The 26,658-nt window shown below is 75.8% G+C and carries 30 protein-coding genes; 23 read left to right on the top strand and 7 right to left on the bottom strand.

All coding sequences use genetic code 11. The annotated features are described in order from the left end of the window. Positions 1-83: 83 nt before the first annotated feature. Positions 84-749: a phosphate signaling complex protein PhoU gene (phoU, locus tag ACI795_RS02685; protein ID WP_457073661.1), complete on the bottom strand. Its 666-nt coding sequence runs from the start codon at positions 747-749 to the stop codon at positions 84-86. 258 nt (positions 750-1,007) lie between these two features. Here phoU and ACI795_RS02680 point away from each other — a divergent pair, with 258 nt between their 5' ends. After that, entirely contained in the window at positions 1,008-2,303 is a 1,296-nt protein-coding gene (locus ACI795_RS02680) for a sensor histidine kinase (protein ID WP_457073659.1), read from the top strand. After that, positions 2,300-2,980 (top strand): winged helix-turn-helix domain-containing protein, encoded by a 681-nt coding sequence (locus tag ACI795_RS02675; RefSeq protein WP_457073657.1) that lies wholly within the window; start codon positions 2,300-2,302, stop codon positions 2,978-2,980. Before ACI795_RS02680 ends, ACI795_RS02675 begins: the two co-directional genes overlap by 4 nt. A gap of 185 nt (positions 2,981-3,165) precedes the next feature. Here ACI795_RS02675 and ACI795_RS02670 read toward each other — a convergent pair whose 3' ends face one another. After that, positions 3,166-3,381 (bottom strand): DUF3072 domain-containing protein, encoded by a 216-nt coding sequence (locus tag ACI795_RS02670; protein ID WP_153358712.1) that lies wholly within the window; start codon positions 3,379-3,381, stop codon positions 3,166-3,168. Positions 3,382-3,577: 196 nt separating this feature from the next. Here ACI795_RS02670 and ACI795_RS02665 point away from each other — a divergent pair, with 196 nt between their 5' ends. Beyond that, on the top strand, positions 3,578-4,669 hold the full coding sequence (locus ACI795_RS02665) for a helix-turn-helix domain-containing protein (protein ID WP_457073655.1): 1,092 nt from the start codon (positions 3,578-3,580) through the stop codon (positions 4,667-4,669). Here ACI795_RS02665 and ACI795_RS02660 read toward each other — a convergent pair. Next, positions 4,565-5,404, bottom strand: a complete 840-nt coding sequence (locus tag ACI795_RS02660) for a hypothetical protein (protein ID WP_457073653.1) — start codon at positions 5,402-5,404, stop codon at positions 4,565-4,567. The two genes, ACI795_RS02665 and ACI795_RS02660, sit on opposite strands and share 105 nt — an antisense overlap. 42 nt (positions 5,405-5,446) lie before the next feature. Between ACI795_RS02660 and ACI795_RS02655 the strand changes: the two genes are divergently transcribed. Both ACI795_RS02655 and ACI795_RS02650 read left to right on the top strand, forming a co-directional pair. Further along, complete coding sequence (locus ACI795_RS02655) at positions 5,447-6,391, top strand: Ppx/GppA phosphatase family protein (protein ID WP_457073651.1); 945 nt, start codon at positions 5,447-5,449, stop codon at positions 6,389-6,391. Then, positions 6,391-7,443: a hypothetical protein gene (locus ACI795_RS02650; RefSeq protein ID WP_457073649.1), complete on the top strand. Its 1,053-nt coding sequence runs from the start codon at positions 6,391-6,393 to the stop codon at positions 7,441-7,443. Before ACI795_RS02655 ends, ACI795_RS02650 begins: the two co-directional genes overlap by 1 nt. A 33-nt stretch (positions 7,444-7,476) precedes the next feature. On the opposite strand, the gene ACI795_RS02645 is transcribed toward ACI795_RS02650, so the two are convergent. Continuing rightward, complete coding sequence (locus ACI795_RS02645) at positions 7,477-8,019, bottom strand: type 1 glutamine amidotransferase domain-containing protein (protein ID WP_457073647.1); 543 nt, start codon at positions 8,017-8,019, stop codon at positions 7,477-7,479. A 60-nt stretch (positions 8,020-8,079) separates the two neighbouring features. Here ACI795_RS02645 and proC point away from each other — a divergent pair, with 60 nt between their 5' ends. The 7 genes from proC (at position 8,080) to ACI795_RS02610 (ending at position 12,640) form a co-directional block, all read left to right on the top strand. After that, positions 8,080-8,904 (top strand): pyrroline-5-carboxylate reductase, encoded by an 825-nt coding sequence (proC, locus tag ACI795_RS02640; RefSeq protein ID WP_457073645.1) that lies wholly within the window; start codon positions 8,080-8,082, stop codon positions 8,902-8,904. 427 nt (positions 8,905-9,331) lie between these two features. Beyond that, positions 9,332-9,673, top strand: a complete 342-nt coding sequence (locus tag ACI795_RS02635; protein WP_457073770.1) for a helix-turn-helix domain-containing protein — start codon at positions 9,332-9,334, stop codon at positions 9,671-9,673. A 246-nt stretch (positions 9,674-9,919) separates the two neighbouring features. Beyond that, positions 9,920-10,018: a 30S ribosomal protein bS22 gene (locus tag ACI795_RS02630; RefSeq protein ID WP_012854759.1), complete on the top strand. Its 99-nt coding sequence runs from the start codon at positions 9,920-9,922 to the stop codon at positions 10,016-10,018. Positions 10,019-10,028: 10 nt separating this feature from the next. Beyond that, positions 10,029-11,147, top strand: coding sequence for an NAD-dependent epimerase/dehydratase family protein (locus ACI795_RS02625; RefSeq protein ID WP_457073643.1), 1,119 nt, complete (start codon positions 10,029-10,031; stop codon positions 11,145-11,147). Continuing rightward, a complete protein-coding gene (locus ACI795_RS02620; RefSeq protein ID WP_457073642.1) occupies positions 11,140-12,048 on the top strand; it encodes a lysophospholipid acyltransferase family protein in 909 nt (302 codons plus the stop codon). Before ACI795_RS02625 ends, ACI795_RS02620 begins: the two co-directional genes overlap by 8 nt. Then, entirely contained in the window at positions 12,048-12,281 is a 234-nt protein-coding gene (locus ACI795_RS02615; protein ID WP_457073640.1) for a hypothetical protein, read from the top strand. The genes ACI795_RS02620 and ACI795_RS02615 overlap by 1 nt, the downstream gene beginning before the upstream one ends. 83 nt (positions 12,282-12,364) lie before the next feature. After that, entirely contained in the window at positions 12,365-12,640 is a 276-nt protein-coding gene (locus tag ACI795_RS02610; protein WP_457073638.1) for a hypothetical protein, read from the top strand. Here the strand turns inward: ACI795_RS02610 and ACI795_RS02605 are convergent. The 3 genes from ACI795_RS02605 to ACI795_RS02595 form a co-directional block, all read right to left on the bottom strand. Then, entirely contained in the window at positions 12,637-13,551 is a 915-nt protein-coding gene (locus tag ACI795_RS02605; RefSeq protein WP_457073636.1) for an HAD family hydrolase, read from the bottom strand. The two genes, ACI795_RS02610 and ACI795_RS02605, sit on opposite strands and share 4 nt — an antisense overlap. Before the next feature lie 56 nt (positions 13,552-13,607). Then, the gene (locus ACI795_RS02600) at positions 13,608-14,762 is read right to left on the bottom strand and encodes a DUF5667 domain-containing protein (RefSeq protein WP_457073634.1); all 1,155 of its coding nucleotides are present in this window, start codon (positions 14,760-14,762) and stop codon (positions 13,608-13,610) included. A 115-nt stretch (positions 14,763-14,877) separates the two neighbouring features. Beyond that, positions 14,878-15,594 (bottom strand): sigma-70 family RNA polymerase sigma factor, encoded by a 717-nt coding sequence (locus ACI795_RS02595; RefSeq protein ID WP_457073633.1) that lies wholly within the window; start codon positions 15,592-15,594, stop codon positions 14,878-14,880. Positions 15,595-15,739: 145 nt separating this feature from the next. Between ACI795_RS02595 and ACI795_RS02590 the strand changes: the two genes are divergently transcribed. The 11 genes from ACI795_RS02590 to ACI795_RS02540 all read left to right on the top strand — a co-directional run bounded on the left by ACI795_RS02590 (position 15,740) and on the right by ACI795_RS02540 (position 26,657). Next, positions 15,740-17,311, top strand: coding sequence for an AMP-binding protein (locus ACI795_RS02590; protein WP_457073631.1), 1,572 nt, complete (start codon positions 15,740-15,742; stop codon positions 17,309-17,311). Next, on the top strand, positions 17,304-17,555 hold the full coding sequence (locus tag ACI795_RS02585; RefSeq protein ID WP_457073629.1) for a glutaredoxin family protein: 252 nt from the start codon (positions 17,304-17,306) through the stop codon (positions 17,553-17,555). Before ACI795_RS02590 ends, ACI795_RS02585 begins: the two co-directional genes overlap by 8 nt. Positions 17,556-17,808: 253 nt before the next feature. Beyond that, positions 17,809-18,495: a redox-sensing transcriptional repressor Rex gene (locus ACI795_RS02580; protein ID WP_457073627.1), complete on the top strand. Its 687-nt coding sequence runs from the start codon at positions 17,809-17,811 to the stop codon at positions 18,493-18,495. After that, positions 18,492-19,940: a glutamyl-tRNA reductase gene (locus tag ACI795_RS02575; protein WP_457073625.1), complete on the top strand. Its 1,449-nt coding sequence runs from the start codon at positions 18,492-18,494 to the stop codon at positions 19,938-19,940. Before ACI795_RS02580 ends, ACI795_RS02575 begins: the two co-directional genes overlap by 4 nt. Continuing rightward, a complete protein-coding gene (gene hemC / locus ACI795_RS02570; RefSeq protein ID WP_457073623.1) occupies positions 19,937-20,881 on the top strand; it encodes a hydroxymethylbilane synthase in 945 nt (314 codons plus the stop codon). The genes ACI795_RS02575 and hemC overlap by 4 nt, the downstream gene beginning before the upstream one ends. Positions 20,882-20,969: 88 nt before the next feature. Next, positions 20,970-22,526, top strand: a complete 1,557-nt coding sequence (locus ACI795_RS02565) for a uroporphyrinogen-III synthase (RefSeq protein ID WP_457073621.1) — start codon at positions 20,970-20,972, stop codon at positions 22,524-22,526. After that, the gene (hemB, locus tag ACI795_RS02560; protein ID WP_457073620.1) at positions 22,523-23,512 is read left to right on the top strand and encodes a porphobilinogen synthase; all 990 of its coding nucleotides are present in this window, start codon (positions 22,523-22,525) and stop codon (positions 23,510-23,512) included. Before ACI795_RS02565 ends, hemB begins: the two co-directional genes overlap by 4 nt. Then, entirely contained in the window at positions 23,512-24,093 is a 582-nt protein-coding gene (locus tag ACI795_RS02555) for a hypothetical protein (protein WP_457073618.1), read from the top strand. Before hemB ends, ACI795_RS02555 begins: the two co-directional genes overlap by 1 nt. Beyond that, positions 24,090-25,457: a glutamate-1-semialdehyde 2,1-aminomutase gene (hemL, locus tag ACI795_RS02550; RefSeq protein WP_457073616.1), complete on the top strand. Its 1,368-nt coding sequence runs from the start codon at positions 24,090-24,092 to the stop codon at positions 25,455-25,457. The genes ACI795_RS02555 and hemL overlap by 4 nt, the downstream gene beginning before the upstream one ends. After that, on the top strand, positions 25,454-26,089 hold the full coding sequence (locus ACI795_RS02545) for a histidine phosphatase family protein (RefSeq protein WP_457073614.1): 636 nt from the start codon (positions 25,454-25,456) through the stop codon (positions 26,087-26,089). The genes hemL and ACI795_RS02545 overlap by 4 nt, the downstream gene beginning before the upstream one ends. Then, on the top strand, positions 26,082-26,657 hold the full coding sequence (locus ACI795_RS02540; protein ID WP_457073612.1) for a TlpA family protein disulfide reductase: 576 nt from the start codon (positions 26,082-26,084) through the stop codon (positions 26,655-26,657). Before ACI795_RS02545 ends, ACI795_RS02540 begins: the two co-directional genes overlap by 8 nt. Position 26,658 lies beyond the last annotated feature (1 nt).

Below are 26,658 nucleotides of genomic sequence, written 5' to 3'. Positions count from 1 at the left end.
CCGGGGACGAGCAACCGGATTCCGGGCCGCCGGACGCGACGAGGCCCCGGAGGCGGTGCCTCCGGGGCCTCGTCGCGTCGTGCTCAGCTGTCGTGCGCGACGGCCATCGAGTTCTCGCCGGTGACCAGGTAGACCACCCGGCGGGCGACGCTGACCGCGTGGTCGGCGAAGCGCTCGTAGTAGCGGCCCAGCAGCGTCACGTCGATCGCGGACTCGATGCCGTGCGGCCAGTCCTTGCTCAACAGCTCACGGAACATCTGCTTGTGCAGCTGGTCCATGACGTCGTCATCGGCCTCCAGCTCCGCCGCGGCCGCCACGTCGCGCTTGGCGATGACCGTGCCGGCCTTGGCGACCAGGCTCTCCGCCACGTGCCCGGCCTCCAGGAAGGCCGGGCGCACCTCCTGCGGCACCGCGTGCTCCGGGAAGCGCATCCGCGCCACCTTCGCGACGTGCTCGGCCAGGTCGCCCATCCGCTCGAGGTCACCGACGATCCGCATCGCCGCGGTGATGGTGCGCAGGTCGGTGGCGACCGGCTGCTGCCGGGCCAGCAGGGTGAAGCAGCGCTCCTCGATGCTCTCGCGCATCGAGTCGATCCGCTCGTCCCCGGCGATGACCAGGTCGGCGAGTGCGACGTCGGCGTCGAGCAGGGCGGTGGTCGCGGTGCTCATCGCGGACCCCACCGAGTTCGCCATCTCCACCAGGCAGGCGTTGATGTCGTCCAGTTCCTCGCGGTAGCTCTCCCGCAGCACGCTTCCTCCGTCCAGTTGCCGCGCCAGGTCCGGGCCCGGGTGGCCCGGCCGCTCGGCGCGTGGCGTCCCCGCCCACCGTCCGGAACGTCCGGTGTCGGACGTCGAACGCGTGTGCGCACGAGCCTAGAGACGGTGTCACGGGGTTCCGGGGACCGCCAGGTGAACGGCCGGGCACACCGCGGTGAACTGTCGCGCCCGGACGGGTGATGTGCTCCGGGGCCGGCCGCGCAGTGGTCCTCCCTGTCTAGCATCAGCACCGTGGAACCGCTGGTCGCCCTGCTGGCGGGCCTCGCGACCGGCCTGCTGCTGGCGCTCACCGTGGTCCGCGCCCGCCACCGTCCCGTCGACGAGGGGGGCGCGGTGAGCCCGCGCGGCCAGGTCGACCCGCGCGCCGACGAGGAGGCAGCGCTCGCCCGCCGGCTGGTCGACCTGATGGACCCCGCCGTCGTCGTGGTCGGCCCCGACGACGCGGTGCTGCTGGCCAACCCCTCCGCGCGGGCACTGGGCATCGTCCGGGGCAGCCGGCTGCTCGTGCCCGGGCTGCTCGAGGTGGCCCGGGAGACCCAGACCGCCGGCAGTCGCCGGGCCGACGTCGCACTCCCCGGGGACCTGGTCGGCGCCGGCCCCCGCACCGTGGGCGTGCACGGCATCCGGCTGGGCAGCGCGCCGCTCAGCGGCACCGGGCCGGTGGCCCTGGTGCTGCAGGACGTCACCGAGGCCCGCCGCGTCGAGGCCGTCCGGCGGGACTTCGTCGCCAACGTCGGCCACGAGCTGAAGACCCCGGTGGGCGCGCTCGCCCTGCTGGCCGAGGCGGTCCAGGGCGCCGCCGACGACCCGGAGACGGTGCAGCGCTTCGCCGCCCGGATGAGCCACGAGGCCGACCGGCTCGCCCGCCTGGTGCGCGAGCTCATCGACCTGTCCCGGCTGCAGGGGGCCGAGCCGATGCCCGAGCTGGTGCCGGTGGCCGTCGGCACCGTCGTCGCCGAGGCCGTCGACCGCACCCGCGCGGCCGCCGCCGCCAAGGACATCCAGCTCGCCGTCGCCGCCCAGCCCGGGCTGGTCGTGCGCGGGGTGGAGGCGCAGCTGGCCACCGCGCTCACCAACCTGCTGGCCAACGCCGTCGCCTACAGCCCCCCGGAGACCACCATCGCCGTCGGCGCCCGGGCCCGCTCCGGGTTCGCCGAGATCGCCGTCACCGACTCCGGCATCGGCATCCCCCGCTCGGACCGCTCCCGGGTCTTCGAGCGCTTCTACCGGGTCGACCAGTCCCGGGCCAGCGCCACCGGGGGCACCGGGCTCGGCCTGGCCATCGTCAAGCACGTCGCCAGCAACCACGGCGGCGCGGTCACCGTGTGGAGCGAGGAGGGCCTGGGGTCGACGTTCACCCTGCGCATCCCCCTCGCTGCCGGGGTCGACCAGCCCCTGGACGACGGAGCACCCGAGCGGCCGCCCGTGCCGCCGCTCCACCCCTCCCGCCCCGTGGACGTCGACGACGTCCCGGTCGGGACCCACGACGACGGCCCCGCAGGGGCCGCGAGGAGAGGACGGTCATGACCCGAGTGCTCGTGGTGGAGGACGAGGAGTCCTTCAGCGACGCGCTGTCCTACATGCTGCGGCGAGAGGGCTACGACACGGTCGTGGCCGCCACCGGCACGGACGCGCTCGCCGAGTTCGACCGGGCCGGGGCCGACATCGTGCTGCTCGACCTCATGCTGCCCGGGCTCTCCGGCACCGAGGTCTGCCGCTCGCTGCGGGCCAGGAGCACGGTGCCGATCATCATGCTCACCGCCAAGGACGCCGAGATCGACAAGGTCGTCGGGCTGGAGCTGGGCGCCGACGACTACGTCACCAAGCCCTACTCGGCGCGCGAGCTGGTCGCCCGGATGCGGGCCGTGCTGCGCCGCGGCACGGACGCCGAACCGGTGGTCGACACCGCGCTGGAGGCCGGCCCGGTACGGCTCGACGTCGAGCGGCACGTCGTCGCCGTCGACGGGCAGCCGGTCGCGCTCCCGCTCAAGGAGTTCGACCTGCTCGAGCTGCTGCTGCGCAACGCCGGGCGGGTGCTCACCCGCGGCCAGCTGATCGACCGGGTGTGGGGTGCGGACTACGTCGGGGACACCAAGACCCTCGACGTCCACGTCAAGCGGCTGCGGGCCAAGCTCGAGCCCGATCCGGCCAACCCCAAGTACCTGGTCACGGTGCGCGGACTGGGCTACAAGTTCGAGGCGTAGCTGACTGCGATCCTCCGGATCGCGACCGCGGCCAGGTGCCGGGGCACGTTGCGCTGAGCCGTTGACCGTCGTCCCGGGGGTGGACCCTGCGGGCCCGCCGCCCGGGACGACCGCCTGCGGCGTCCGTATCGGTACCTCACCTCCAGTGACTCACCGGGGGAACCCTCCGGGCCCCGCCCGGTGGGTCACTGGCCGCGGCCGGTCTCGTCCTGGAGCTCGTCGATCTTCTTCGACGCGTCGGCCTTGTTGATGTCGTCGGGGACGTCCTCCCCGGCCTCGCGCGCGAGGGTGTGCAGATAGCTCTTCTGCGCGCCGGTGGCCGGCTCGTCACCGGTCACCCAGTCCGACGGGTCCTTCTCGGTGCTGCGCGGGCTGTCGGGCCCGGTGTCCGCTTCGCTCATGTGTTCGAAGCTACGCGGAGACGTGCGCCCGCGCAGCTCGAGCCGCCACCGACCGGACACGCCGGTCGGTCACCAGCTCGGTGGCGCGGGTGGCGGGGCACGTGATCAGCACCATGCCAGCAGCCTCGGCCGCCGGCGTCGACCGGACGAGTGGCACGGATGACCGGGACCGCCGGTTTCCTGCCATGCTGCCGCCGTGATCGCGACCGACCGTCCGCTGGTGGTGAGCGCCGTCGTCGCCGACGGCCTGGTGGGCTCCTTCGGGCTGGGCGTCGCGTCGGAGGTCTTCGGCTACGACCGCCGGCACCTGGGACTGCCGCGCTTCGACTTCGCGCTGGCCGCCGTCCGGCCGGGGCCGGTCCGGACCGACACGGGCATCGGGTTGACCGTGGAACACGGGCTGGAGCGGGTGGCGGCCTCCGACATCGTCCTGGTGACCTCCTGGGAGGACCTGGCCCAGCCCTCCCCGCCGGAGCTGCTCGCCGCCCTCGTGGCCGCGCACGACCGCGGCGCCCAGCTGGTCAGCCACTGCTCGGGGGCTTTCGTGCTCGCCCGCGCCGGCCTGCTCGACGGTCGCCGGGCCACCACGCACTGGCGGATGGCCGGGGAGCTCGCCGCGCGCTTCCCCCGCGTGCAGGTCGATCCCGCGGTCCTCTACGTGGACGCCGGTCGGATCATCACCGGCGCCGGGACGGCCAGCGGCATCGACGCGATGCTCCACCTGGTCCGCCGGGAGTGGGGTGCGACGGCGGCCAACGCGCTGGCTCGGGACATGGTGGTGCCCCCGCACCGCGACGGCGGCCAGGCGCAGTTCATCGACGAGCCGGTGGCCCGCTACGAGGACGACCTGCTCGGCGTGGTCCTGGAGTGGGCGCGGGCCCACCTGGCCGAGGAGATCACCGTCGAGGTGCTCGCCCGCCGGGCGCTGATGAGCCCCCGCAGCTTCGCCCGCCGGTTCAAGGCCACCACCGGGACGACGCCGCACGCCTGGCTGCTGGCCCAGCGGCTGGCCGCGGCCGAGTCGCTGCTGGAGGGCAGCGACGCCCCGGTGGAGGAGATCGCCCGGCTGGTCGGCTTCGGCACCGCGGCCGGCCTGCGGGAGCAGTTCGGCCGCCGTCGCGGCGTCTCCCCGCGGGCCTACCGGCAGACCTTCCGGGCCACCCGGGCCGGCGTCGCGCCGGGCTCAGTCGGGCCGGCGCCGGTGCAGCTCGACGGGCACCGGCCGGGGGCTGGCCGGGTGCGGGGCGACGAGCCCGGCGTCCAGGCGCGCCTCGGTCAGCCGGCGTAGCTCGGCGTAGGCGGCCTCGCCCAGCAGCGCCGTCAGCTCCGGGCCGTAGGTCTCGACCAGCGGCTGGACGGCCACGTGGGCGGTGGGGGAGCCGGTGCACCACCAGTGCAGGTCGTGGCCGCCCGGGCCCCAGCCGCGGCGGTCGAACTCGCCGATGGTCGAGACCAGCACCCGGGTGTCGTCGGGGCGGTCCACCCACTCCTGCTCCCGGCGGACCGGCAGCTGCCAGCACACGTCGGGCTTGGTCTCCAGCGGGTGCCGGCCCTGCCGCAGCGCCATCGCGTGCAGCGCGCAGCCGGCGCCTCCGGGGTGCCCGGGTCGGTTGAGGAAGACGCAGGCACCGTCGACGACCCGGGTGCGCAACGCCTCCTCGGCGGTCTCCCCGGGCTCGGGCTCGGTCAGCGTGTCCGGCTCGGTCCACTCCTCCTGGGCCGGCGCGTGCCCGGGGTGCCGCTGCCAGTCCAGCGGGGTGAGGTCGGCCACCGCGGCGGCGACCCGCTCCAGGTCGTCGGTGTCGGTGAAGAAGGCGCCGTGGTTGCAGCAGCCGTCCTCGGCGCGACCGGCCACCACCCCGGCGCAGCCGCGGCCGAAGACGCAGGTCCACGCGCTGGTCAGCCAGGTGAGGTCGGCCCGCACCAGGTGTTCGGGATCGGCCGGGTCGACGAACTCGATCCACTCCCGGGAGAAGTCCAGCGGGACCTCGGACGGGGGGTCGGTCGGGGTGCTCGGTGCCACCGGCGCAGCGTAGGTGCCGGGTGAACCGGCAGACTCTCCCGCATGCGACTGGGCGTGCTCGACGTCGGCTCCAACACCGTGCACCTGTTGGTGGTCGACGCCCACCGCGGTGCGCACCCGACCCCGATGCACGACGACCGCTGGCTGCTGCGTCTGGCCGAGCACGTGGGCCCGGACGGAAAGCTCTCCAAGGCGGGGGAGAAGGCCCTGCTCACGGCGGTGCAGAAGGCCAAGCGGCAGGCCGCCGACCGGCGGTGCGACGAGCTGCTGGCCTTCGTCACCTCCGCCATCCGCGACGCGGACAACGGCGCCGCCGTCCTCCGCCGGGTACGCGAGCAGACCGGGGTCGAGCTGCAGGTGCTCAGCGGTGAGGACGAGGCCCGGCTGACGTTCCTCGCCGTCCGCCGCTGGTTCGGCTGGAGCGCCGGCCGGCTGCTGGTGCTCGACATCGGCGGCGGGTCGCTGGAGCTGGCCAGCGGGCTCGACGAGGACCCCGACGTCGCCCTCTCGGTGCCACTGGGTGCCGGGCGGATGACCCGCCGCTTCCTCCCCGAGGCCGAGACCGGCGGGCGTCCGGACCTGGCTGCGCTGATGCGGCTGGAGGAGCACGCCGCAGAGGTGCTGGCGCCGGCGGGGCGCAAGCTGCGCGCCGCGGGCGCGCCCGACCTGGTGGCGGCCACGTCGAAGACCTTCCGCACCCTCGCCCGGCTCGCCGGTGCCGCGCCCTACGGCGCCGGGCTCCGGGTGCCCCGTGAACTCAGTGTGACCGGACTGGAGCAGGTCCTCGGGTTCGTCTCCCGGATCGAGGCCGGTGCGCTGGCCGAGCTGCAGGGGGTCTCGGTGCAGCGCGCACACCAGGTCCCGGCCGGTGCCGTCGTGGCGCAGGCCGCGATGCGCGCCGTGGACGTACCGTTCGTGCGGATCTGTCCGTGGGCGCTGCGCGAGGGGGTCATCCTCCGCCGCCTGGACTCGCTGGAGGGAGCGTGATGTCGCAGCCGTCGGACTCGTACAGCGTCCGCTCGCTGGCCGAGATCCTGCGCGAGCACGGGCTGGAGAGCGAGCAGGGCACCCGGCCGGGCCGTCGTCGCCGGGGCCCGGACGAGGCGGCCACGGGCCGCTCGGCACCGGTGGACACCAGCGGCCGGCCGGTCGCCGCGGACCCGCGGCCGGCACCGGCCGGGCGCGGGGCGCAGGCGCCCCGGCCGGGGACCCCCGGCCGCCCGGGGGCACCGGCACCTGCCGCCCGGCCGTCCCCCGCCCGGGCTGCGGCGCCGGCAGCGGCTCCTCCCGCCGGGGGGCGCGCCCCTGCTCCGCGGGCGGAGCCCGCACGCCCCGGCGAGGCGGCCCGCAACGGTGCTCCGCTCCGCGGCACGCCCTCGCGCCCGGTGTGGGAGCCGGCCGAGGACCGGCGTCCGACCAGCGGCCTGGGTGACCTGGCCGCCCCCGGCCCGGCCCGCCGCCACACCGACGCCCCCGCACCGGTCGACCAGGAGCCCACCTCGGCCACCCCGGCGGCCCCGGCCGGCACGTCGTCGGCCGGCAGGTCGTCCGCCGGCAGGTCGCCGGCTGCCGACCGGGCACCTGCCGAGCAGGCCCCCACCGCGAAGGTGCCCGGTGGCCCGTCGACGGCGGCGATCCCGGCGCTGCAGACCTCCAGCTCCCAGGCCACCGGCGAGCGGCGGGCGGGTGCGCACCGCACCGGGCCGCAGCCGGCGGTCCGGGCCGAGGCCGAAGCCGACGCCGAACCGGTGACCGGCCGGCAGGGTGCGCTGGCCTGGGTCCGGTTCGTCGGTGAGCTCGTGGTGGCCCTGGCGGTCGGGATCGGGCTCTACTTCGCCTTCACGCTGCTGTGGGAGCTGATGCCCTACGCCGCGCTGGTGGCCGCCCCGCTGGCCGTCACCGGCCTGGTGGCCGGGGTCGCCGCCTGGCGGGAACGCCAGGGCCAGGGCCCGCTCGCCCTCCGGCTGCTGGCCGGACTGCTGCTGGCCGGCACCGTGCTGGTCATCGCACCGGCTGCCGGGCTGCTCGCGGGGTCCTGACCCGGTCACCGTGACCGGGTCAGGACGGCGGACTCAGGCGCCGGCGAACTGCTGGACCAGCGTCGCGCTGAACGCGTCGAGGTCGTCGGGCTTGCGGCTGGTGGTCAGGTTGCCGTCGACGACGACCTCCTCGTCGACCCACTCCGCGCCGGCGTTGCGCAGGTCGGTCTGCAGCGAGGGCCACGAGGTCATCCGGCGGCCCCGGACGACGTCGGCCTCGGCGAGGACCCACGGTGCGTGGCAGATCGCGGCGACCGGCTTGCCGGCGTCGAAGAACGCCTTGGTGAAGGCGACCGCGTCGGCGTCGGCCCGGACGAAGTCGCCGTTGATGACCCCGCCGGGCAGCACCAGGGCGTCGAAGCCGGTGGGGTCGGCCTGGGACACCACGGTGTCGACGTCCTTGCTGTCGCCCTTGTCGATGTGCTGGTACATCGTGATCGAGCCGGCCTCCAGGCTGACCAGCTGGGGCTGGGCGCCGGCGTCGACCAGGGCCTGCCACGGACGCTCGAGCTCGACCTGCTCCACACCGTCGGTGGCCAGCACGGCCACCCGCTTGCCGTTCAGTTCTCCGGACATGGTGCCTGGCTACCCCGGCCGGCCCGGGGCACACGCCGGCCGGGCGCTACCGTCGCGGGCATGATCACTGGGAGTCGTCGCGGGCTGGCCATCGTCGGCGGGGGGAAGATCGGCGAGGCGCTGCTGGCGGGGCTGGTCCGCCGGGCGGGTGGCGGGGACGGCATCTGGGTCGTCGAGCGGAGCCCGCAACGGGCCGCCGAACTGACCGCGCGGTACGGCGTGGGCGCGGTCGACCTGGCCGAGGCCGCCGCACGCGCCCGGGTGCTGCTGCTGGCGGTCAAGCCGCAGGACGTCGACGCGCTGCTGGGCCTGCTCGCCCCGCACGTGACCGCCGACGAGCACCTGGTGGTCTCCGTCGCGGCCGGGGTGCCCACCGCGCGCATCGAGTCGACGCTGCCCGCCGGCACCCCGGTGGTCCGGGTCATGCCGAACACCCCCGCGCTGGTCGACGCCGGGATGAGCGTGCTCTCTGCCGGGGCGCACGCGACCGAGGAGCACCTGGACGAGGCCGAGGCGCTGCTGGCGCCGGTGGGCCAGGTCCGGCGGGTGCCGGAGGGCCAGCAGGACGCGGTGACCGCGCTGTCGGGCAGCGGTCCGGCGTACTTCTTCTTCCTGGTCGAGGCGATGATCGACGCCGGCATCCTGCTGGGCCTGCCGCGGTCGGTGGCCGCGGACCTCATCGTGCAGACCGCCTACGGGTCGGCGGTGATGCTCCGCGACTCCGGGGAGCACCCGGTGCAGCTGCGTGAGGCGGTCACCAGCCCCGGTGGGACGACGATCGCCGCGATCCGGGAGCTGGAGCGGCACGGGGTGCGGGCGGCCCTCATCGCGGCCATCGAGGCCGCCCACCGCCGCTCCGTGGAGCTGGGGCGCCCCCAGGACTGAACCCGGGCGGGCGACACGTCGGCTTGTCGACATGTGCCCACCGGTGCTTCCCGGTGGGTGGCCGTCGGCCTGCCGGCGCGTGCGCAACCCGGTCGCCCGCTCCCCACACCGGCTCCCCAGGGCGTCCCCAGGACCAGGGGCATCCGGACCCCCCGGAGCGAATCACATCACTGTGGTTTTCCACAGTTTCTGTGGACAGCGGGTGCGCAGGGACCTGTCGACTTGGGGACAACACGCCGTGACGGGTGTGTCACGCGGTGTCTCTGTCCACTTGTGCCCAGGACGGACCGGTCCGCCTGTTCGTTTCACCCATCGCTTCTGTCACACAGGTCGCCATATGGTCATTCCCAGCACGTGCGTGTCCCGTCCGCCGGTGGGGAAGCCGGTGGCCCGACTCGTGCTACGACCGGAGATGATCGACGTGACCATGCCCCACCGCGCACCGCTGCAGCAGACCGCTCGCCCGGGTGTCCCGGCGCCGCGTCCCATGGGCCGGCCCGTCTCGGCCGCCGCCATGTCGCGCCCCGTCCCGGCTGCCCACCCGGCCGCCGGCCCGGTCGGCCGCCCGGCCGCCGTCCCGGCCCCCCGTGCCGCCGTCGCCTTCCTGACCGTCGCCGAGGTCGCCGCCCTGATGCGGGTCTCCAAGATGACCGTCTACCGCCTCGTCCACGGCGGTGAGCTCTCCGCCGTCCGCGTCGGTCGCTCCTTCCGGGTGCCCGAGCGCGCCGTGCACGACTACCTGCGCGACGCCTACACCGACATCGCCTGAGCAGGGACCTCGTCCTCCTCGCCCCTCGCACGCCCGGGGCGAGCCTCGGGACGGGGCCTGGCCGACCCGGACCGGCGCGGCCGGTCCGGACCTCCGGGTAGTCTCGTGCGCTGAGCGGTGCCTCCCCCCGGCCGGGGGGTGGCCCGCGCTGGAGCTGAACACCTCGCACGGTGCCCGGATCAGGAACCGCGTGGCCACCCGGTCACCGCCCCCGGCGCCGCGTGACCACGACGTCGGGAGCAGGACATGGGTTCGGTCATCAAGAAGCGCCGCAAGCGGATGGCGAAGAAGAAGCACCGCAAGCTGCTCAAGAAGACCCGCGTGCAGCGCCGCAACAAGAAGTGAGCTGACGCTCGTGCCGCCTGCGGTCGTCCTGGTCACCGGTGTGAGCCGGTGGCTGGGCGGCGCGCTGGCGGCCGAGCTCGCAGCCGACCCGGGCATCGACCGGGTCATCGGGGTGGACACCGTCCCCCCGGCCCCCGAGGTGCTCCGCCGCCTCGGGCGGACCGAGTTCGTCCGCGCCGACATCCGCAACCCGTTGATCGGGAAGGTCATCGAGTCGGCTGCGGTGGACACCGTGGTCCACATGAACATCAGCGCGACCCCGGCGGGCGCCGGTGGGCGGGTGTCGATGAAGGAGCTCAACGTCATCGGCTCCATGCAGCTGCTGGCCGCCTGCCAGCGGTCGCCCCGGGTGCGCCGGCTCGTGCTGAAGTCGACCAGCGCGGTCTACGGGGCCAGCCCCCGCGACCCGGCGGTCTTCACCGAGACGATGCAGGCCCGGCGGGTCCCCGGTGGGGGCTTCGCCAAGGACAGCCTGGACGTCGAGGGCTACGTCCGCTCCTTCGCCCGGCGTCGTCCCGACGTCGGCGTGGCCGTGCTGCGCTTCACCAACCTCATCGGCCCGCGGATCGACTCCCTGCTGTCGGGCTTCTTCCGGATGCCGGTGATCCCCACCGCCCTCGGGTACGACGCCCGCGTGCAGCTCCTCCACGAGGACGACGCCGTGGCGGTGCTGGCCCGCGCGGCCACCGGGGAGTTCACCGGCACGGTGAACGTCGGCGCCTCGGGCACCGTCCTGCTCTCCCAGGCGATCCGCCGGCTGGGCCGGGTGCAGCTGCCCCTGCCCGAGGCCGCGATGGGCTCGCTCGGCCGGCTCACCCGCCGGCCCGGGCTGGTCGACTGGTCCCCGGAGCAGATGCGGTTCCTCAACTTCGGCCGGGTGGTCGACACCCGCGTGCTGCGCGAGGAGTTCGGGTACACCCCGCACTACTCGACCGCCGAGGCGCTGGCCGACTACGGCCGCACCCTCCCCCCGGTGGTCCGCCCGGAGCTGGTCGAGAGCGTCACCGGTGTGGCGCGCTCGGCCGTGGCCCGGTTCGCCGGGGGGCTGGCCGCCGCCGCCACCGTGGTCACCCCGCGCCACCGGTCCGCGCCGTCGGTGCCCGGCCTGCGGGCGGTGCACGATGCCTGAGGCCCGGGTCATCCCGCTGCGCGCGGACGACCAGCCGGTCCCGCCGCCGACCCCGTCCCGCCCCTCCTGGGACGAGGAGGTGGCCGGTGGGCTGGACTTCCTGCGGCGCCGGCTCACCGGCGAGTACGACACCGACGAGTTCGGCTTCGACCCGGACCTGACCGACCACCTGTTCCTGCCGATGCTGCGGCCGTGGTTCGAGCGCTGGTTCCGCGTCGAGGTGCAGGGCCTGGAGAACGTGCCGGACACCGGTGGCGCGCTGGTGGTGGCCAACCACTCCGGCACCGTGCCGGTCGACGCGCTGATGGAGACCGTCGCACTGCGCGACCAGCACCCGGCGGGGCGCCGGCTGCGCCTGCTCGGCGCCGACCTCGTCTTCCAGGTCCCCTTCATCGGCGCGCTGGCCCGCAAGCTGGGCGTCACCCTGGCCTGCAACGAGGACGCCGAGCGGCTGCTGTCCGCCGGCGAGCTGGTGGGCGTCTTCCCCGAGGGCTTCAAGGGGGTGGGGAAGCCGTTCAGCGAGCGGTACACGCTGCAGCGGTTCGGCCGGGGCGGCTTCGTCAGCGCGGCGCTGCGCACCGGGGTGCCGATCGTGCCGTGCGCGATCGTCGGCGCCGAGGAGATCTACCCCATGCTCGGCAACGCGAAGACCGCCGCCCGGCTGCTCGGCCTGCCGTACTTCCCGATCACCCCGACCTTCCCGCTGCTCGGGCCGCTCGGCGCCGTGCCACTGCCCTCGAAGTGGTTCATCGCCTTCGGTGAACCGATCGAGACCGCCTCGTACGGCCCGGCCGCGGCCGACGACCCGATGGTGGTCTTCAACCTCACCGACCAGGTCCGCGAGACGATCCAGCACTCCATCTACCGGCTCCTCCTGCAGCGCCGGTCCGTGTTCAGCTGATGGCGAGCGCTGGGCAGGAGCCGGCGGAGCGCCCGCTCCCGCCGGCTGCTCCGGCGCTCCCTCAAGAACAGGTGGCCGCGCTGGCGGCTCACGCCGAGGCCGTCGTCGCGTGGATCGAGGACGACATGGCGGAGGCGGCCCGGCACGGCCGGGCACCGTCCGCGCCGTACCTGGCGCAGCTGGCCGGCTTCCGGTTCCTACGCGACTTCCTGGCCGACGAGTACGGGGTCTGAGCGCCGTCCCGACCGTGGGGCATCTCACGAAACCACTTCCCCGGCGGTGCATCCGACCGGGGTGGTCGGCACGAAGACCGTTCGTGGCGGAGCTCGACGAGAACGGCCTGGGCTGGGTGCTGGAGCCGCTGCTGGGCGTCGGCCTGTCGGTGGACCAGGCGCGGGACCTGCTCTTCCGGCTGGCCTTCGAGGCGGTGGTGAGCGAGCTGCCGGGAGCCGGCGTGCACGCCACCGACGCGGTCGCCGGCCAGCCGGTCGCCGTCCGGGCGGCCTGGGCGCAGATGCTGCTGCGGCTGATGCTGCTCGACCCGCTGCGGGAGGACGGTGCCGACGGCGGGCTCGCCACCGCCGGGGGCTAGAAGGGCCAGCGGTTGCGGCGGCGCAGCGCGACCAGCCCGCCGACGACACCACCGGAGACGGCGGCGGCACCCACCGTCGGGACGCCGATCCTGGCGGCCTTCCGCCCGGTGCGGAAGTCCTTGATCGTCCAGCCGCGCGACCGGGCGATGGCGCGCAGCTCGGAGTCGGGGTTCACCGCGACGGCTGTGCCGACCAGGCTGAGCATCGGCAGGTCGTTGCTGGAGTCGCTGTAGGCGGTGCAGCGGGCCAGTTCCAGCCCTTCCCGCTCGGCGAGCACCCGGACGGCCTGCGCCTTGGCGTCGCCGTGCATCAGCTCGCCGACCAGCCGCCCGGTGAACCGGCCGTCGACGACCTCCGCGACGGTGCCGAGGGCCCCGGTGAGCCCGAGCCGGTGGGCGATGATCGAGGCGAGCTCGACCGGGGTGGCGGTGACCAGCCAGACCCGCTGCCCGGCGTCGAGGTGCTGCTGGGCCAGCAGCCGGGTGCCCGACCAGATGCGGTCGGCCATCAGCTCGTCGTAGATCTCCTCGCTGGCCCGGATGATCTCCTCGACCGGCCGGCCCGCGACGAAGGCGAGCGCGTTGTCCCGCACGGTGTGCATGTCGACGCTGCTCTCGCTGCCCGCGATGCGGAACTTGGCCTGTTGCCAGATGAAGGAGGCGACGTCGCGGCTGGTGAAGTACTTGCGGGCGGCCAGCCCGCGGGCGAACCAGAACAGCGAGGCGCCCATCATCATCGTGTTGTCGACGTCGAAGAACGCCGCGCCGGTCGGGTCCGGGTCAGGAACGGGCGCGGGCGTGGTCTCGGCGGCCGCGGCCGACGCGGTGCCGGCGACGAGCGCGCGGGTCTCCTCGTCGTCCACCCCGGCGGGGAGGCGCGCAGCCCGCCCCCGGAAGGGAAGTCGGACCACGGGTCACCTCCCGGTGTGGACTGCGCTGGTCCCCCGACCCTAGCGAGCCGGCCGGCTCAGTCGGCGGCAGGTCGGCAGTTGAGGGAGATCAGCGGCGGCAGGCACACCCGCAGGCCCGGGACCACGGGCGGCAGCTCGACGACCGTGCTCGGCCGGTCCGGTGCGGCCGTGGTGGGCGCGGCCGGCGCGGGCGGCACCGGCTGACCCTCGGGTGCGGGCGCCGGAGGTGACGGATCGGGTGACGGGGCCGGCGCCGGAGCCGGGGCTGCGGTCGGGACGGGCGGCGGCGTGGTCGCCGGGGCGGGCGGCGCAGCCGGGGGGACGACGCCGCCCGGTGCCGCCGGTGCGTCGACCGAGCTGACCGGGGGCGCCGGCGGCGTGGCGGGAGCCGGGCTCCCCGTCGCGGGCGGGCCGGGCCGGCAGGGGACCGGCAGCGGGCCGAGCTCGTCGCCGGCCGCGACGGACGGTCCGCCGCTGCAGGCCAGCGCGCCGTCCAGCGCCGCGGCGCGGTCGGCGACGGCGGAGAGCAGCTGCTGGGAAGAGGCCAGCGCCTCGGCGGCGTCGGTGGGGACCTCGTCGGCCAGCGCGTCGAGCCCGGCGCGCTGACCGGCCGTCCACGCGGTGAGCGTCCGCAGCCCGGTGGCGTCGTCGGCGGCGACCGCCCGGGTGGTGAGCCAGGCGGCGCCCTCGCTGGTCTGCCGGTCCATCGTGCGCAACGTCTCGACCACCGGGCCGGCGTCTGCGGTGCCGGCCAGCTCGGTCAGCTCCCCGAGCCGGGTCCGGGCGAAGTCCAGCAGCGTCGAGCCGCGGGTGCTGTCGCCGGCGAGCACCAGCTGGGTCGCCTCGCCGCCGCGCTTCACCTGGTAGAGCAGGTCACCGGGGCCGGCGCCCTGGGCGGCGGTCAGCAGGCCGCCGAGTGCGGTCAGGGTGAGCGTGGCCCCGGCGAGGCCGGCGGTCAGGCGCCCCCGCCACGCCGGGGTGCCGGTGCGCCGGTCGCGGCGGAGCAGGCCCCGGTGCCGGGGTGCGGGCTCCCGGACGGCGGCCATCGCCACCAGCCGGGTCCGGGTGGCCGTGCGGAACGCCGGGTCCGGGTGCGCGGCGTACGTGGCCGGCAGCCCCTCCAGCCGGGCCAGCACCAGGTCCTCCGCGGTGGGTGGCGGGCCGGCGGCACGGTGGGCGGAGCCCGTCGCGTCGTCGTGCTGCACCGTCACCGTCGTCCTCCGCTGACCACCGGGGTCCCGCGTCGCCGACCGGCGGGGCATCCCGCTCCGCTCAACGACGGGACCGGCCCCGGCGTTACGCAGCGCAGCCAGCTGGTCACGCACGTCACCGCAGTCCCGGGGGCAACAGCGCGGCGAGCCGGCGGACCGCGCGGTGCTGCAGCGCCTTGATCGCACCGTCCTTCCGGCCCATCGCGGCCGCCGTCTCGGCGACGGTGAGGTCCTGCAGGAAGCGCAGCTCCAGGCACTCCCGCTGGTCGTCGGACAGCTGCTGCATGCAGGCCAGGAGCTCCGCGTGGGCCAGCCGCTGCACGACCGCCGTCTCCGGGCCCTCGGTCGTCCGATCCGCGTCGTGCATGTCCGCCGTGGTGACCTCCAACCGGTGGCGGCTGCTCTTCACGTGGTCCAACACGATGTTGCGGGCGATCGTGACCAGCCAGGCACCCACGTCGCGGCCCTGGAAGGTGAGCGAGTCGATCCGGCGCAGCGCCCGGACGAACGTCTCGCTGGTGAAGTCCTCCGCCGTCGCCCGGTCGCCGACCCGGAGCAGCAGGAAGCGGTAGACCACGTCGACGTACCGGTCGTACAGCAGGCCGAAGCCCTCGGCGTCACCCTGCTGCGCGCGGCGGACGAACTCCCACACCTCGTCCGCCTCCGCGGGGGCGGCGGTCGGCTCGGCGGGCGGGGCCGGCTCGGCGGGCGGGGCCGCGGGGGCGGGCGCCGGCCACTGCCCGGGCCGGGGGCGGGGGACCGGCCGCACGCGCTCGCCGGCGGTGGGGGCGGCCGGGGCCGTCGGGGGCGCGGGAGGACGCGGGCGGGTCATGCCGTGCTCCTCCTCCACCCCGGTCCGGCCGGCTCGCCCGGCACGTGGAACCCGCTGCGGGTCGGCCCACCGGGATGACACCATCGTGCCCCGGCGGCTCCGTCGCCGCTGGTCGGGGGCGGTCTGTGGGTCCAGGGAGGTCCGTGTGACAGGAGAGGGCGTCCCGGCGACCGCGCCGGTGGGGTCGCTGGCGGCGTTGGTGCGCCGGGCGGCGGCCACCTCCGGTGGGTCCCCGGCCCTGGTGCACGGCGCGCGGCGGCTGACCTGGGCCGAGGTCGACGGGCTCGTCGACCGCGCCGCCGCGGGCTACCGCGCGCACGGGCTCGACACCGGCGACCGGGTGGCGGTCCAGCTGCGCAACGGGGTCGACTGGGTGGTGGCGGTGACCGGTGCGCTCCGGGCCGGGCTGGTCGTCGTCCCGGTCAACACCGCCTACACCGACCCCGAGGTGTCGTACCTGCTCACGGACTCCGGATCGCGACTGCTGGTCACCGCGGCGCCGCGGCCGGAGCTCGCCGGCGTGCCGGTGCAGGTCGGCCCGCCCGACGACGACGGCCCGGCCCCCGCCGACCCCGAGGACCCGGCGGCGCTGGCGCTGCTGGCCTACACCAGCGGCACCACCGGCCGGCCGCAGGGCGCGATGCTGACCTCCGCCGCCCTGCTGGCCAACCAGCAGCAGTGCCTGGCCCTGGACCCACCACCGGTGCGCCCGGGCGACCGGGTGCTGGTGGCGCTCCCGCTGTTCCACGTCTACGGCTTCACCAGCGGCTGGGGGCTCACCGCCGCGACCGGTGCCTGTGCGGTGCTGGTCGAGGAGTTCGACCCGCTGGCCACCCTCCGGTTGATGGCGGAGGAGGAGGTCACCGCCGTCCCCGCCGCGCCGCCGATGTACGCGGCCTGGCTGGCGGCCGCCGACGCGGCGGGCTCCGACGCGGTGCTGCGGCGCGGCTTCGCCGCCGTCCGTACCGCCAGCTCCGGTGCCGCCCCGCTGCCGCCGGCGGTGCTCACCGCGATGCGCGAGCGGGCCGCGGTCACCGTGTGGGAGGGGTACGGGCTGACCGAGGCCGGTCCGGTGCTGGCCAGCACGCTGGTCACCGGCCGCGCCAAGCCGGGCTGCATCGGGGGCCCGCTGCCCGGGATCGAGCTCGTCCTGCGGGACACCGCCGGCGGCCCGACGGCCGGTGACCACCCGGCCGACGACGCCGACGACGAGCCGGAGGAGGCGGGCGAGATCTGTGCCCGCGGCCCGAACCTGTTCAGCGGGTACTGGCCCGACGGCTTCGACGGGCCGGACGCGCAGGGGTGGCTCGCGACCGGCGACATCGCCTACCGGGACGCCGACGGCGACCTGGTGCTGGTCGACCGCCGGCGCGACCTGGTCCTGGTCAACGGGTTCAACGTGTACCCGGGCGAGGTCGAGCGGGTGCTCGGCACGCACCCGGGGGTGGCCGAGAGCGCGGTCATCGGGCTGCCCGACCCGCGCACCGGCGAGGCGGTGCACGCCGTCGTGGTCGCGGTGCCCGGCGTCGAGCTCGGCGAGGCGGAGCTGCGCGCGCACGCCGCAGCCTCGCTGGCCCGGTTCAAGGTCCCGGTGGCGGTGCACGTCGTGCCCGGGCTGCCGCACTCGCTGGCCGGCAAGGTGAGCCGGGCCCGGCTCCGCGAGCTCGGCATGGAACGGGCGGCGCGGGCCGCCGGAGGGGAGGAGGCCGGTGACTGAGCCGACCGCACGCCTGCAGCTGCTCACCCGGACCGGGTGCCACCTGTGCACCGTGGCGGAGGAGACGCTCACCCGCATCGGCGGGGAGGCCGGTCTGACGCCGGTGCTGGTCGACGTCGACGGCGACGAGGAGCTGCGCGCCGAGTTCGGTGACCGCGTCCCGGTCGTGCTGCTCGACGGCCGGGAGCACAGCTACTTCACCGTCGACGTCGTGCGCCTGCGGCGCGACCTCGGCGTCGGCTGAGCCGCCGACCGCACCCGACCGGGTGGCACACGGCGTGGCATCCGCCACAGCCGACCCCCCTGACCTGCGCAGACGGGGCCGGCGACTTTGTTCAGGCCTTCACAAGCGGTTACCGTGAGATGGCCGGGCGCTGACGCGCCCAGGCCATCCGCGTGTCCCAGCCCCGAGTGTCGTGCCAGAAGTGTTGTTGCCCTGAGTCTCCCGAACGTCCGGCCCCGGCCGGGTCGCGTTCGGATCGCTGTGGAGTCTGCCCGTGACCCAGTCGCGGCCCCGGAACATCCCGGAGGCCACCGTCGCCCGGCTGGCCGTGTACCTGCGGGTGCTGGCCGGTCTCGCCGACGACGGTCGCAGCCACGTCTCCTCCGGTGAGCTGGCCAGCGCCGCCGGGGTCAACCCGGCCGGCCTCCGCAAGGACCTCTCGCACCTGGGGCCCTGCGGCGTGCGGGGGGTGGGCTACTCGGTGGCCGGCCTGCGCGCCCGGCTGTCGGAGGCGCTGGGCGGCGAGCGGTCCCGCCCGTGCGTGCTGGTGGGGCTCGGCCGGCTCGGCTCGGCGCTGGCCGACTACACCGGCTTCGCCAGCCGGGGCTTCACGTTCGTCGGACTGCTGGACAGCGACCCCGCAGCGGTGGGGACGCAGGTGGGCGGGTGCACGGTCCGCCCGGTGGAAGAGCTCGAGGCGGTGGTGCGTGCCACCGCCGCCACGATCGGGGTCATCACGACACCGGCCGAGGTGGCGCAGTCGGTCTGTGACCGGCTCGTCGCGGCCGGGGTGAGGAGCATCTTGAACTTCGCGCCGGTGGCGTTGTCCGCGCCCGCGGGGGTCGACGTCCGCAAGGTCGACCTGTCCGTGGAGCTGCAGGTCCTCGCCTTCCTGGACCAGCAGCGCAGCGACGTCCCGTCGCCGGCGGCCGAGCTGCACACCGCGGGGAGCACGAGATGAGCCTGCTGGCCGTCGGCATCAGCCACCAGACCGCTCCGGTCGCCCTGCTCGAGCAGGTCAGCATGAGCGGCGACGACACGGTCAAGGCGCTGCACGAGCTGGTCGACAGCGACCACGTCAGCGAGGCGATGGTGCTGGCCACCTGCAACCGCATCGAGGTCTTCGCCGAGGTCGACCGCTTCCACGGCGGCGTCACGGACGTCAGCCGGGTGCTCGCCCGGCACGCCGGCGCCACGGTCGAGGAGCTCTCGCCCTACGTCACCGTCTACTACGAGGACCAGGCGATCGGCCACCTGTGCACGGTCGCCGCCGGCCTGGACTCGATGGTCGTCGGGGAGACCCAGGTGCTCGGGCAGCTGCGCAGCGCCTACGCCCTGGCGCAGGAGCAGGGCACCGTCGGGCGCGAGCTGCACCCGATCGCCCAGCGCGCGCTGCGGGTCGGGAAGCGGGTGCACGCCGAGACCGGCATCGACAAGGCCGGCGCCTCGCTGGTGTCGGTCGCGCTGGACCGCACGACCGACGTCCTCGGCGATCTCGCCGGCCGCCCGGTGCTCGTCGTCGGCGCCGGCTCGATGGGCGCCCTCGCCGCCACCACGCTGGCCCGCCGCGGCGCCGCCGTCACCGTCAGCAGCCGCACCCCGGCCAGCGCCGCGCGGCTGGCGGAGTCCGTCGGCGGCCGGCAGGCCGACCTGGACCGGCTGCCCGAGGAGCTCGCCGCCGCCGACGTGCTGGTCACCTGCACCGGCGCCACCGGCACGGTGATCGGTGAGGAGCTGGTCCGCACCGCGATGGCCGGCCGCGGCGACCGGCGCATGGTCGTCGTCGACCTCGCCCTGCCCCGCGACGTCGAGCCCGCGGTCGCCGGCCTGCCCGGCGTGCACGTCGTCGACCTCGCGATGCTGCAGGGCGAGCGGGCCGCGCACCCGGGGCAGCCGGTGGCCGGCTCGGTTGCGGCCGACGACATCGCCGCCGCCCACGCACTGGTCGAGCTGGAGACCTCGCTGCTGCGCGCCGAGCGGCAGGCCGCTGCGGTCGCCCCCACCGTCTCCGCGCTGCGCAGCCAGGCCGCCGAGGTCGTCGACGCCGAGCTGCTGCGGCTGTCCACCCGGCTGCCCGACCTCGACGCCAAGGCCCGCAGCGAGATCGCCCGCACCGTCCGCCGCGTCGTCGACAAGCTGCTGCACGAGCCGACCGTGCGGGTGAAGGAGCTGGCCAGCGCCCCCGGCGGCACCGACTACGCCGACGCGCTGCGGGCGCTGTTCGGGCTGGGCCTGTCCGGGGCCACCGACGGCGACCGGGCCACCCTCTCCGACGCGGTCACGGTCGACCCGCAACTGCCCGCCGGCACCCCGCTGTCAGCGCTGGACCCGCGGATCGAGGCCGGCCGCGACGGCCGCGCCGGCGGCGCTGCCGCCCGCGACCGGCGCACCGGGGGTGCCCCGTGACCGCGCCCGCCACGCCGCTGCGGCTGGGCACCCGTGCCAGCCAGCTGGCGCTCACCCAGTCCTCCCACGTCGCCGACGCGCTGACCGCGGCCACCGGCGTGCCCGTCGAGCTGGTGCACGTGAGCACCTACGGCGACCGCTCCACGCAGGCGATCAGCCAGCTCGGCGGCACCGGTGTCTTCGTGACGGCGCTGCGCGAGGCCCTGCTGCGCGGCGAGGTCGACGTCGCGGTGCACAGCTACAAGGACCTGCCGACCGCGCCGGCCCCGGGGCTCACGCTGGCCGCCGTCCCACCGCGGGAGGACGCCCGCGACGCGCTCGTCGCCCGCAACGGCCTCACCCTGGGGGAGCTGCCCCCCGGTGCGCGCGTGGGCACCGGGGCCCCGCGCCGGATGGCCCAGCTGCGCGCGCTCGGCCTCGGCCTGGACGTCGTGCCGATCCGCGGCAACGTCGACACCCGGATGGCGCGCGCCCTGGGTCCGGACGCCGACCTGGACGCCGTCGTGCTGGCCCGCGCCGGGCTGGCCCGGATCGACCGGCTGGCCGCGGTCACCGAGGTGCTCGACCCGCTGCAGGTGCTGCCCGCCCCCGCGCAGGGGGCGCTCGCCGTCGAGTGCCGGACCGAGGACACCCGCGTGCGGGAGCTGCTCGCCGTGCTCGAGGACCCGGCCACCCGCGCCTGCGTCGCCGCCGAACGCGCCGTGCTGGCGGCCCTGGAGGCCGGTTGCAGCGCCCCGGTGGCCGCCGCCGCCGAGCTGGCCGAGGGCGAGGACGGCGCCGCCGAGCTCTACCTCCGCGCCTCGGTGACCGCGATCGACGGCAGCGACGGCATCCGCGGCTCGCTCACCGGCCCGGCGGTCGAGGCCGAGGCCCTGGGCCGGCAGCTGGCCGCCGAGCTGCTCGACCGCGGCGCCGCCGCGCTGATGGCGACACCCCGGTGACGCGCCATCCCGGGCGGGTCCCCACCCGCCCCTCCAGCCCCGTACCACCCGCAGCGACCCCCTCCGGGGGCAGGAACAGGAGCACGCGATGACGCGCTCACGCAAGCAGAACGGCAGCAGCAAGGGCACCGTGGTGTTCGTCGGTGCCGGCCCCGGTGACCCGGAGCTGCTGACCGCCCGGGCGAGCGCCGCGATCGCCGGCGCCGACACGGTGCTGATCGACCCGGACGTCTCGGCCGCCGTCACCGAGGCCGTGCGCGAGGCGCACCCGGACCTCGAGCTGACCCCGGTCAGCGGCGAGCCGGCCGACGTCGCCAAGGGCGCCGTGGCTGCGGCCAAGAACGGCAACGTGGTGGTCCGGCTGGTCGCCGGCGACCCGTTCACCAGCGACGCCGTGGTCAAGGAGGCGCTCGCCGTCACCCGCACCAGCGTCCCGTTCGACGTCGTCCCCGGCGTCGCGGTGAGCACCGCGGTGCCCGGCTACGCCGGCGTCCCGCTGGGCGGCACCTCGGTGACCGCCGACGTGCGGCCGGGCACCGAGGCCCCGGCCGATCTGACCGCGCTGGCCGCCGCCGCCTCGGGCACCGGCGCCACGCTGGTGCTGCAGGCGACCGCCGAGCAGCTGCCCACCCTGGCCGCCGGCCTGGTCGAGGGCGGCCTGTCCGGCTCCACGCCCGTGCTGGTCACCACCGAGGGCAGCGGCACCGCGCAGAAGAGCGTGGCCGGCAAGCTGGCGGCGGTGGCGGAGAAGTCCGCCGGGCTGGACGCTCTGACCGGCGCGGTCGTGGTGACCGTCGGCGCCGCCGTCGACAAGCGCGGCAAGCTCTCCTGGTGGGAGAGCCGCCCGCTGTTCGGCTGGCGGGTGCTGGTGCCGCGCACCAAGGAGCAGGCCGGGGAGATGAGCGACCGGCTGCGTGCCTACGGCGCCGTCCCGGTCGAGGTGCCGACCATCGCCGTCGAGCCGCCGCGCAGCCCCGCGCAGATGGACCGGGCGATCAAGGGCCTGGTCACCGGCCGGTACGGCTGGATCGTGTTCACCTCCACCAACGCCGTCCGCGCGGTGCGGGAGAAGTTCGTCGAGCTGGGCCTGGACGCCCGCGCGTTCGCCGGGGTCAAGGTCGCCTGCGTCGGCGAGCAGACCGCCCAGGCCGTGCGCGACTTCGGCATCGTGCCCGAGCTGGTGCCGACCGGTGACCAGTCCAGCGAGGGCCTGCTGGTCGACTTCCCGCCCTACGACGACGTCTTCGACCCGATCAACCGGGTGCTGCTGCCGCGCGCCGACATCGCCACCGAGACCCTGGCCGCGGGCCTGGTCGAGCGCGGCTGGGAGATCGACGACGTCACCGCCTACCGCACCGTCCGGGCGGCCCCGCCGGCGGCGGCGGTCCGCGAGGCGATCAAGGGCGGCGGCTTCGACGCGGTTTGCTTCACCTCCTCGAGCACGGTGCGCAACCTGGTCGGCATCGCCGGCAAGCCGCACGCCAAGACCGTCGTCGCGGTGATCGGCCCGGCCACCGCCGGCAGCGCCACCGAGTTCGGCCTGCGGGTCGACGTCCAGCCGGAGACCGCCGCGGTCGGACCGCTGGTCGACGCGCTCGCCGAGTTCGCGCAGGCCCGCCGGGCCGAGGCCGAGGCCGAGAAGTGACCGGCGGGGCCAACCCCGGGTTCGCCCGGGGCCGCCGGCTGCGCTCGACCCCGGCGATGCGCCGCTGGACCGCGCAGACCCGGCTCGCCCCGGCCGACCTCGTGCTGCCCGTCTTCGTCAAGGAGGGCATCGCCGAGCCGCAGCCGATCAGCGCCATGCCCGGCGTCGTCCAGCACACCCAGGACTCGCTGCGGAAGGCGGCCGCGGAGGCGGCCGAGGCCGGCATCAGCGGCCTGATGCTCTTCGGCATCCCGGCCGACAAGGACCCGGTGGGCTCGCAGGCCGACGCCGCCGACGGCGTGGTGAACCGTGCCCTGCAGCACCTGCGCGCCGACCTGGGCGACGAGCTGGTCCTGATGGCCGACCTGTGCCTGTGCGAGTACACCGACCACGGGCACTGCGGCGTGGTCACCCCGGCGGGCGTGGTGGACAACGACCCGACCCTGGACCGGTACGCCGCGGTGGCGATCGCCCAGGCGCAGGCCGGGGCGCACGTGATCGCCCCCAGCGGGATGATGGACGGCCAGGTCGCGGCGATCCGGGCGGGGCTGGACAGCGCCGCGTTCACCGAGACGCCGATCCTCGCCTACGCGGCCAAGTACGCCTCCGGCTTCTACGGCCCGTTCCGCGAGGCCGCCGAGGGCGCGCCGCAGTTCGGGGACCGGTCGACGTACCAGATGGACCCGCCGAACGCCGACGAGGCGCTGCGCGAGGTCGCGCAGGACCTCGCGGAGGGCGCGGACGCGGTCATGGTCAAGCCGGCGCTGCCCTACCTGGACATCGTCGCCCGGGTCGCCGACGCCGTCGACGTCCCGGTGAGCGCCTACCAGGTGAGCGGTGAGTACGCGCTGGTCGAGGCGGCCGCGGCGAATGGCTGGGTCGACCGCGAGCGCGCCATCCTGGAGACGCTGACCGCCATCCGCCGGGCCGGCGCGGGCTCGGTGCTCACCTACTGGGCGGTCGAGGCCGCCCGCTGGCTGCGCTGATGAAGGGCCCCGCTGCCCCCCGACACTCGCAAGCTCGTGCCGGGTCCCTGCAGCGGGGCCGTTCCAGCACGTCACCGCCCCCGGCGGACTCGACCTACGTCGAGCCCGGGGGCTCGTGGCGCCCGTTCTGGCTGGCCGCCGCCGTGCTGGCCGCGCTGCTGGTGCTCGCCGCGGTGCTGCCCGGCCTGTCGGCCGGGGTGGTCGCCGTCGTCGCCGGCCTCGTGCTGGGCGTCGTGGCCGCCGGGACGCTGTCGGCGCGCCGGGCGTGGACCGTGCGGGTCGGCGGGCGGGGCGCCGACGCCGCCCTGAGCGTCGGGCGCGAGCGGCTGCCGCTGGCCGACGTCGACGCCGCCCACCTGCGCGCGGTGCTCGCCGGGACGGCGGGGGTGGACGCCGGAGCCCCGGTGCTGGGCGGTGGCTGGTCGCTGCCGCGGGGCCGCACCGGGCTGCCGCTGCGCCGGAACGACGGGGGGACCGTGCTGGTGCCGACCCGCGCGCCGCAGGCTGTGACCGCCGCCATCCTCGCCGGGCACCCCGGGGGCGGCGCGCCCACAGATCCGCCTGGGAGAGTGGACCCGTGACCGAGCCCTACCCGTACGAGGCGCCGGCGTCGGCGCAGCTGTTCGACCGGGCCCGGCAGGTGACGCCGGGCGGGGTCAACTCCCCGGTGCGCGCCTTCCGTGCCGTCGGTGGCACCCCCCGCTTCATGGCCTCGGCCTCCGGCCCGTGGCTGACCGACGCCGACGGCCGCCGCTACGTCGATCTGGTGGCCTCCTGGGGGCCGATGATCCTGGGGCACGCGCACCCGGAGGTGGTCGCCGCCGTCACCGCCGCGGCCCGCAACGGCTTCACCTTCGGCACGCCCACCGCGGGCGAGGCCGAGCTGGCCGAGGAGATCGCCGGCCGGGTCGCGCCGGTCGAGCGGGTGCGGCTGGTCAACTCCGGCACCGAGGCGGTGCTGTCGGCCCTCCGGCTGGCCCGCGGGTTCACCGGCCGGCCGCTGGTGGTCAAGTTCGCCGGCTGCTACCACGGCCACGTCGACGCGCTGCTGGCCTCCGCCGGCTCCGGCGTCGCCACCCTCGGCCTGCCCGACACCCCCGGCGTCACCACCGGCGCGGCCGCGGACACCATCGTGCTGCCCTACAACGACGTCGCCGCGGTCGAGGCGGTCTTCGCCGAGCGCGGTGACCAGATCGCCGTCGTGGTCACCGAGGCCGCGCCGGGCAACATGGGCGTCGTCCCGCCGCTGGACGGGTTCAACGCGCACCTGCGGCGGATCACCGCGGCGCACGGCGCACTGCTGCTGGTCGACGAGGTGATGACCGGCTTCCGGGTGTCCCGCTCCGGCTGGTACGGCCTGGACCCGGTCGACGCCGACCTGTTCACCTTCGGCAAGGTGATGGGCGGCGGCATGCCCGCCGCGGCCTTCGGTGGCCGCGCCGAGGTGATGGAGCAGCTCGCCCCGGCCGGGCCGGTTTACCAGGCGGGCACGCTGGCCGGGAACCCGGTCGCCGTCGCCGCCGGGCTCACCACGCTGCGGCTGTGCACCGACGAGGTCTACGCGCACTGCGACGAGGTCGCCGCCACGCTGCGCGGCGCGGCCAGCGCCGCGCTCTTCGCCGCGGGCGTGCCGCACCGGGTGCAGCAGGCCGGGTCGATGTTCTCGGTGTTCTTCGTGCCCGACGAGCGGCAGGTGCGCGACTACGACGACGCCCGCAGCCAGGACGTCGCCGCGCACACCGCCTTCTTCCACGCCATGCTCGCCCGCGGGGTGTACCTGCCGCCGTCGGCGTTCGAGGCGTGGTTCGTCAGCGCCGCCCTGGACGACGAGGCCGTCGAGCACGTGCTCGCCGCGCTGCCCGCCGCCGCCTCGGCCGCCGCGGCCGCGGCCGGCGGCCCGGCGCCGTCGCGGGTCTCCACCGACGCCCAGGAGCTGCAGCCGTGACCGAGACGACCGTCGTGCACGTGATGCGGCACGGTGAGGTGCACAACCCGTCCGGCGTCCTCTACGGCCGGCTGCCCGGCTACCGGCTGTCCGAGGCCGGCGAGGGCATGGCCCGCACCGCGGCCGCCTGGTTCGCCGACCGGGACGTGACCCACCTGGTGGCCAGCCCGCTGGAGCGCGCGCAGCAGACCGCGCAGCCGATCAGCGAGACGCTGGGCCTGGCGATCGCCACCGACGAGCGGCTGATCGAGGCCGGCAACTCCTTCGAGGGCAAGGCCTTCGGCGTCGGCGACGGCGCGCTCAAGCACCCGGGCAACTGGTGGCGGTTGCGCAACCCGTGGAAGCCGTCGTGGGGTGAGCCGTACCGGGAGATCGCCGCCCGGATGCTCGGCGCCGTCGCCACCGCACGGGACGCCGCCCGGGGGCACGCCGCGGTCTGCGTCAGCCACCAGCTGCCGATCTGGACGCTGCGGCTGCACCTGGAGGGGCGCAGCTACCTGCACGACCCGCGCCGGCGGGAGTGCGGCCTGGCCAGCGTGACCTCCTTCACCTACGACGGCGACCGGCTGGTCGGCATCTCCTATGCCGAGCCGGCCGGCGCCACCGACCCGGATGCGGTGCCCGGTGCGTAGGCACCTGGCCGCACTGCTCGCGCTGACCGGCGCGCTGCTGGCGGGCTGCGCGACCGGGGAGGGCGCCGTGGACGTGAACAACGGCGGCGAGTTCCGGTTCGTGCAGAGCACCCCCTCCGGCGAGGTGATCCCGGAGGGCGAGCGGCAGAGCGCCCCGGAGTTCTCCGGCACGCTGCTCGACGGCGGGGAGTGGGCCTCCGCCGAGCTGGCCGGCGACGTCGCGGTGCTGAACTTCTGGGGCTCGTGGTGCGCCCCCTGCCGGGTGGAGACCCCGCAGTTCCAGGAGGTCTACACCGAGGTCGCCGACGAGGGCGTGCAGTTCCTCGGGCTGAACGTGAAGGACACCGAGCAGCTGGCCACCCGGTTCCTGGAGAGCAAGGACATCACCTTCCCGTCCCTGTTCGACCCGCGCGGCGAGGTCGCGCTGGCGTTCCGCGACTACCCGGCGGCGGCGATCCCCTCGACGATCGTGCTCGACCGCGAGGGTCGCGTCGCGGCGGTGTACACCGGTGAGGTGCGCCAGGACGACCTGCGCACGGTGCTGGCACAGCTGACCGGGGAGGCCTGAG

It is taken from the genome of Modestobacter sp. SYSU DS0290, assembly GCF_054050955.1.
Note: the sequence above shows the minus strand (reverse complement) of the source record. Positions and strands in the feature narration are given on the sequence as shown.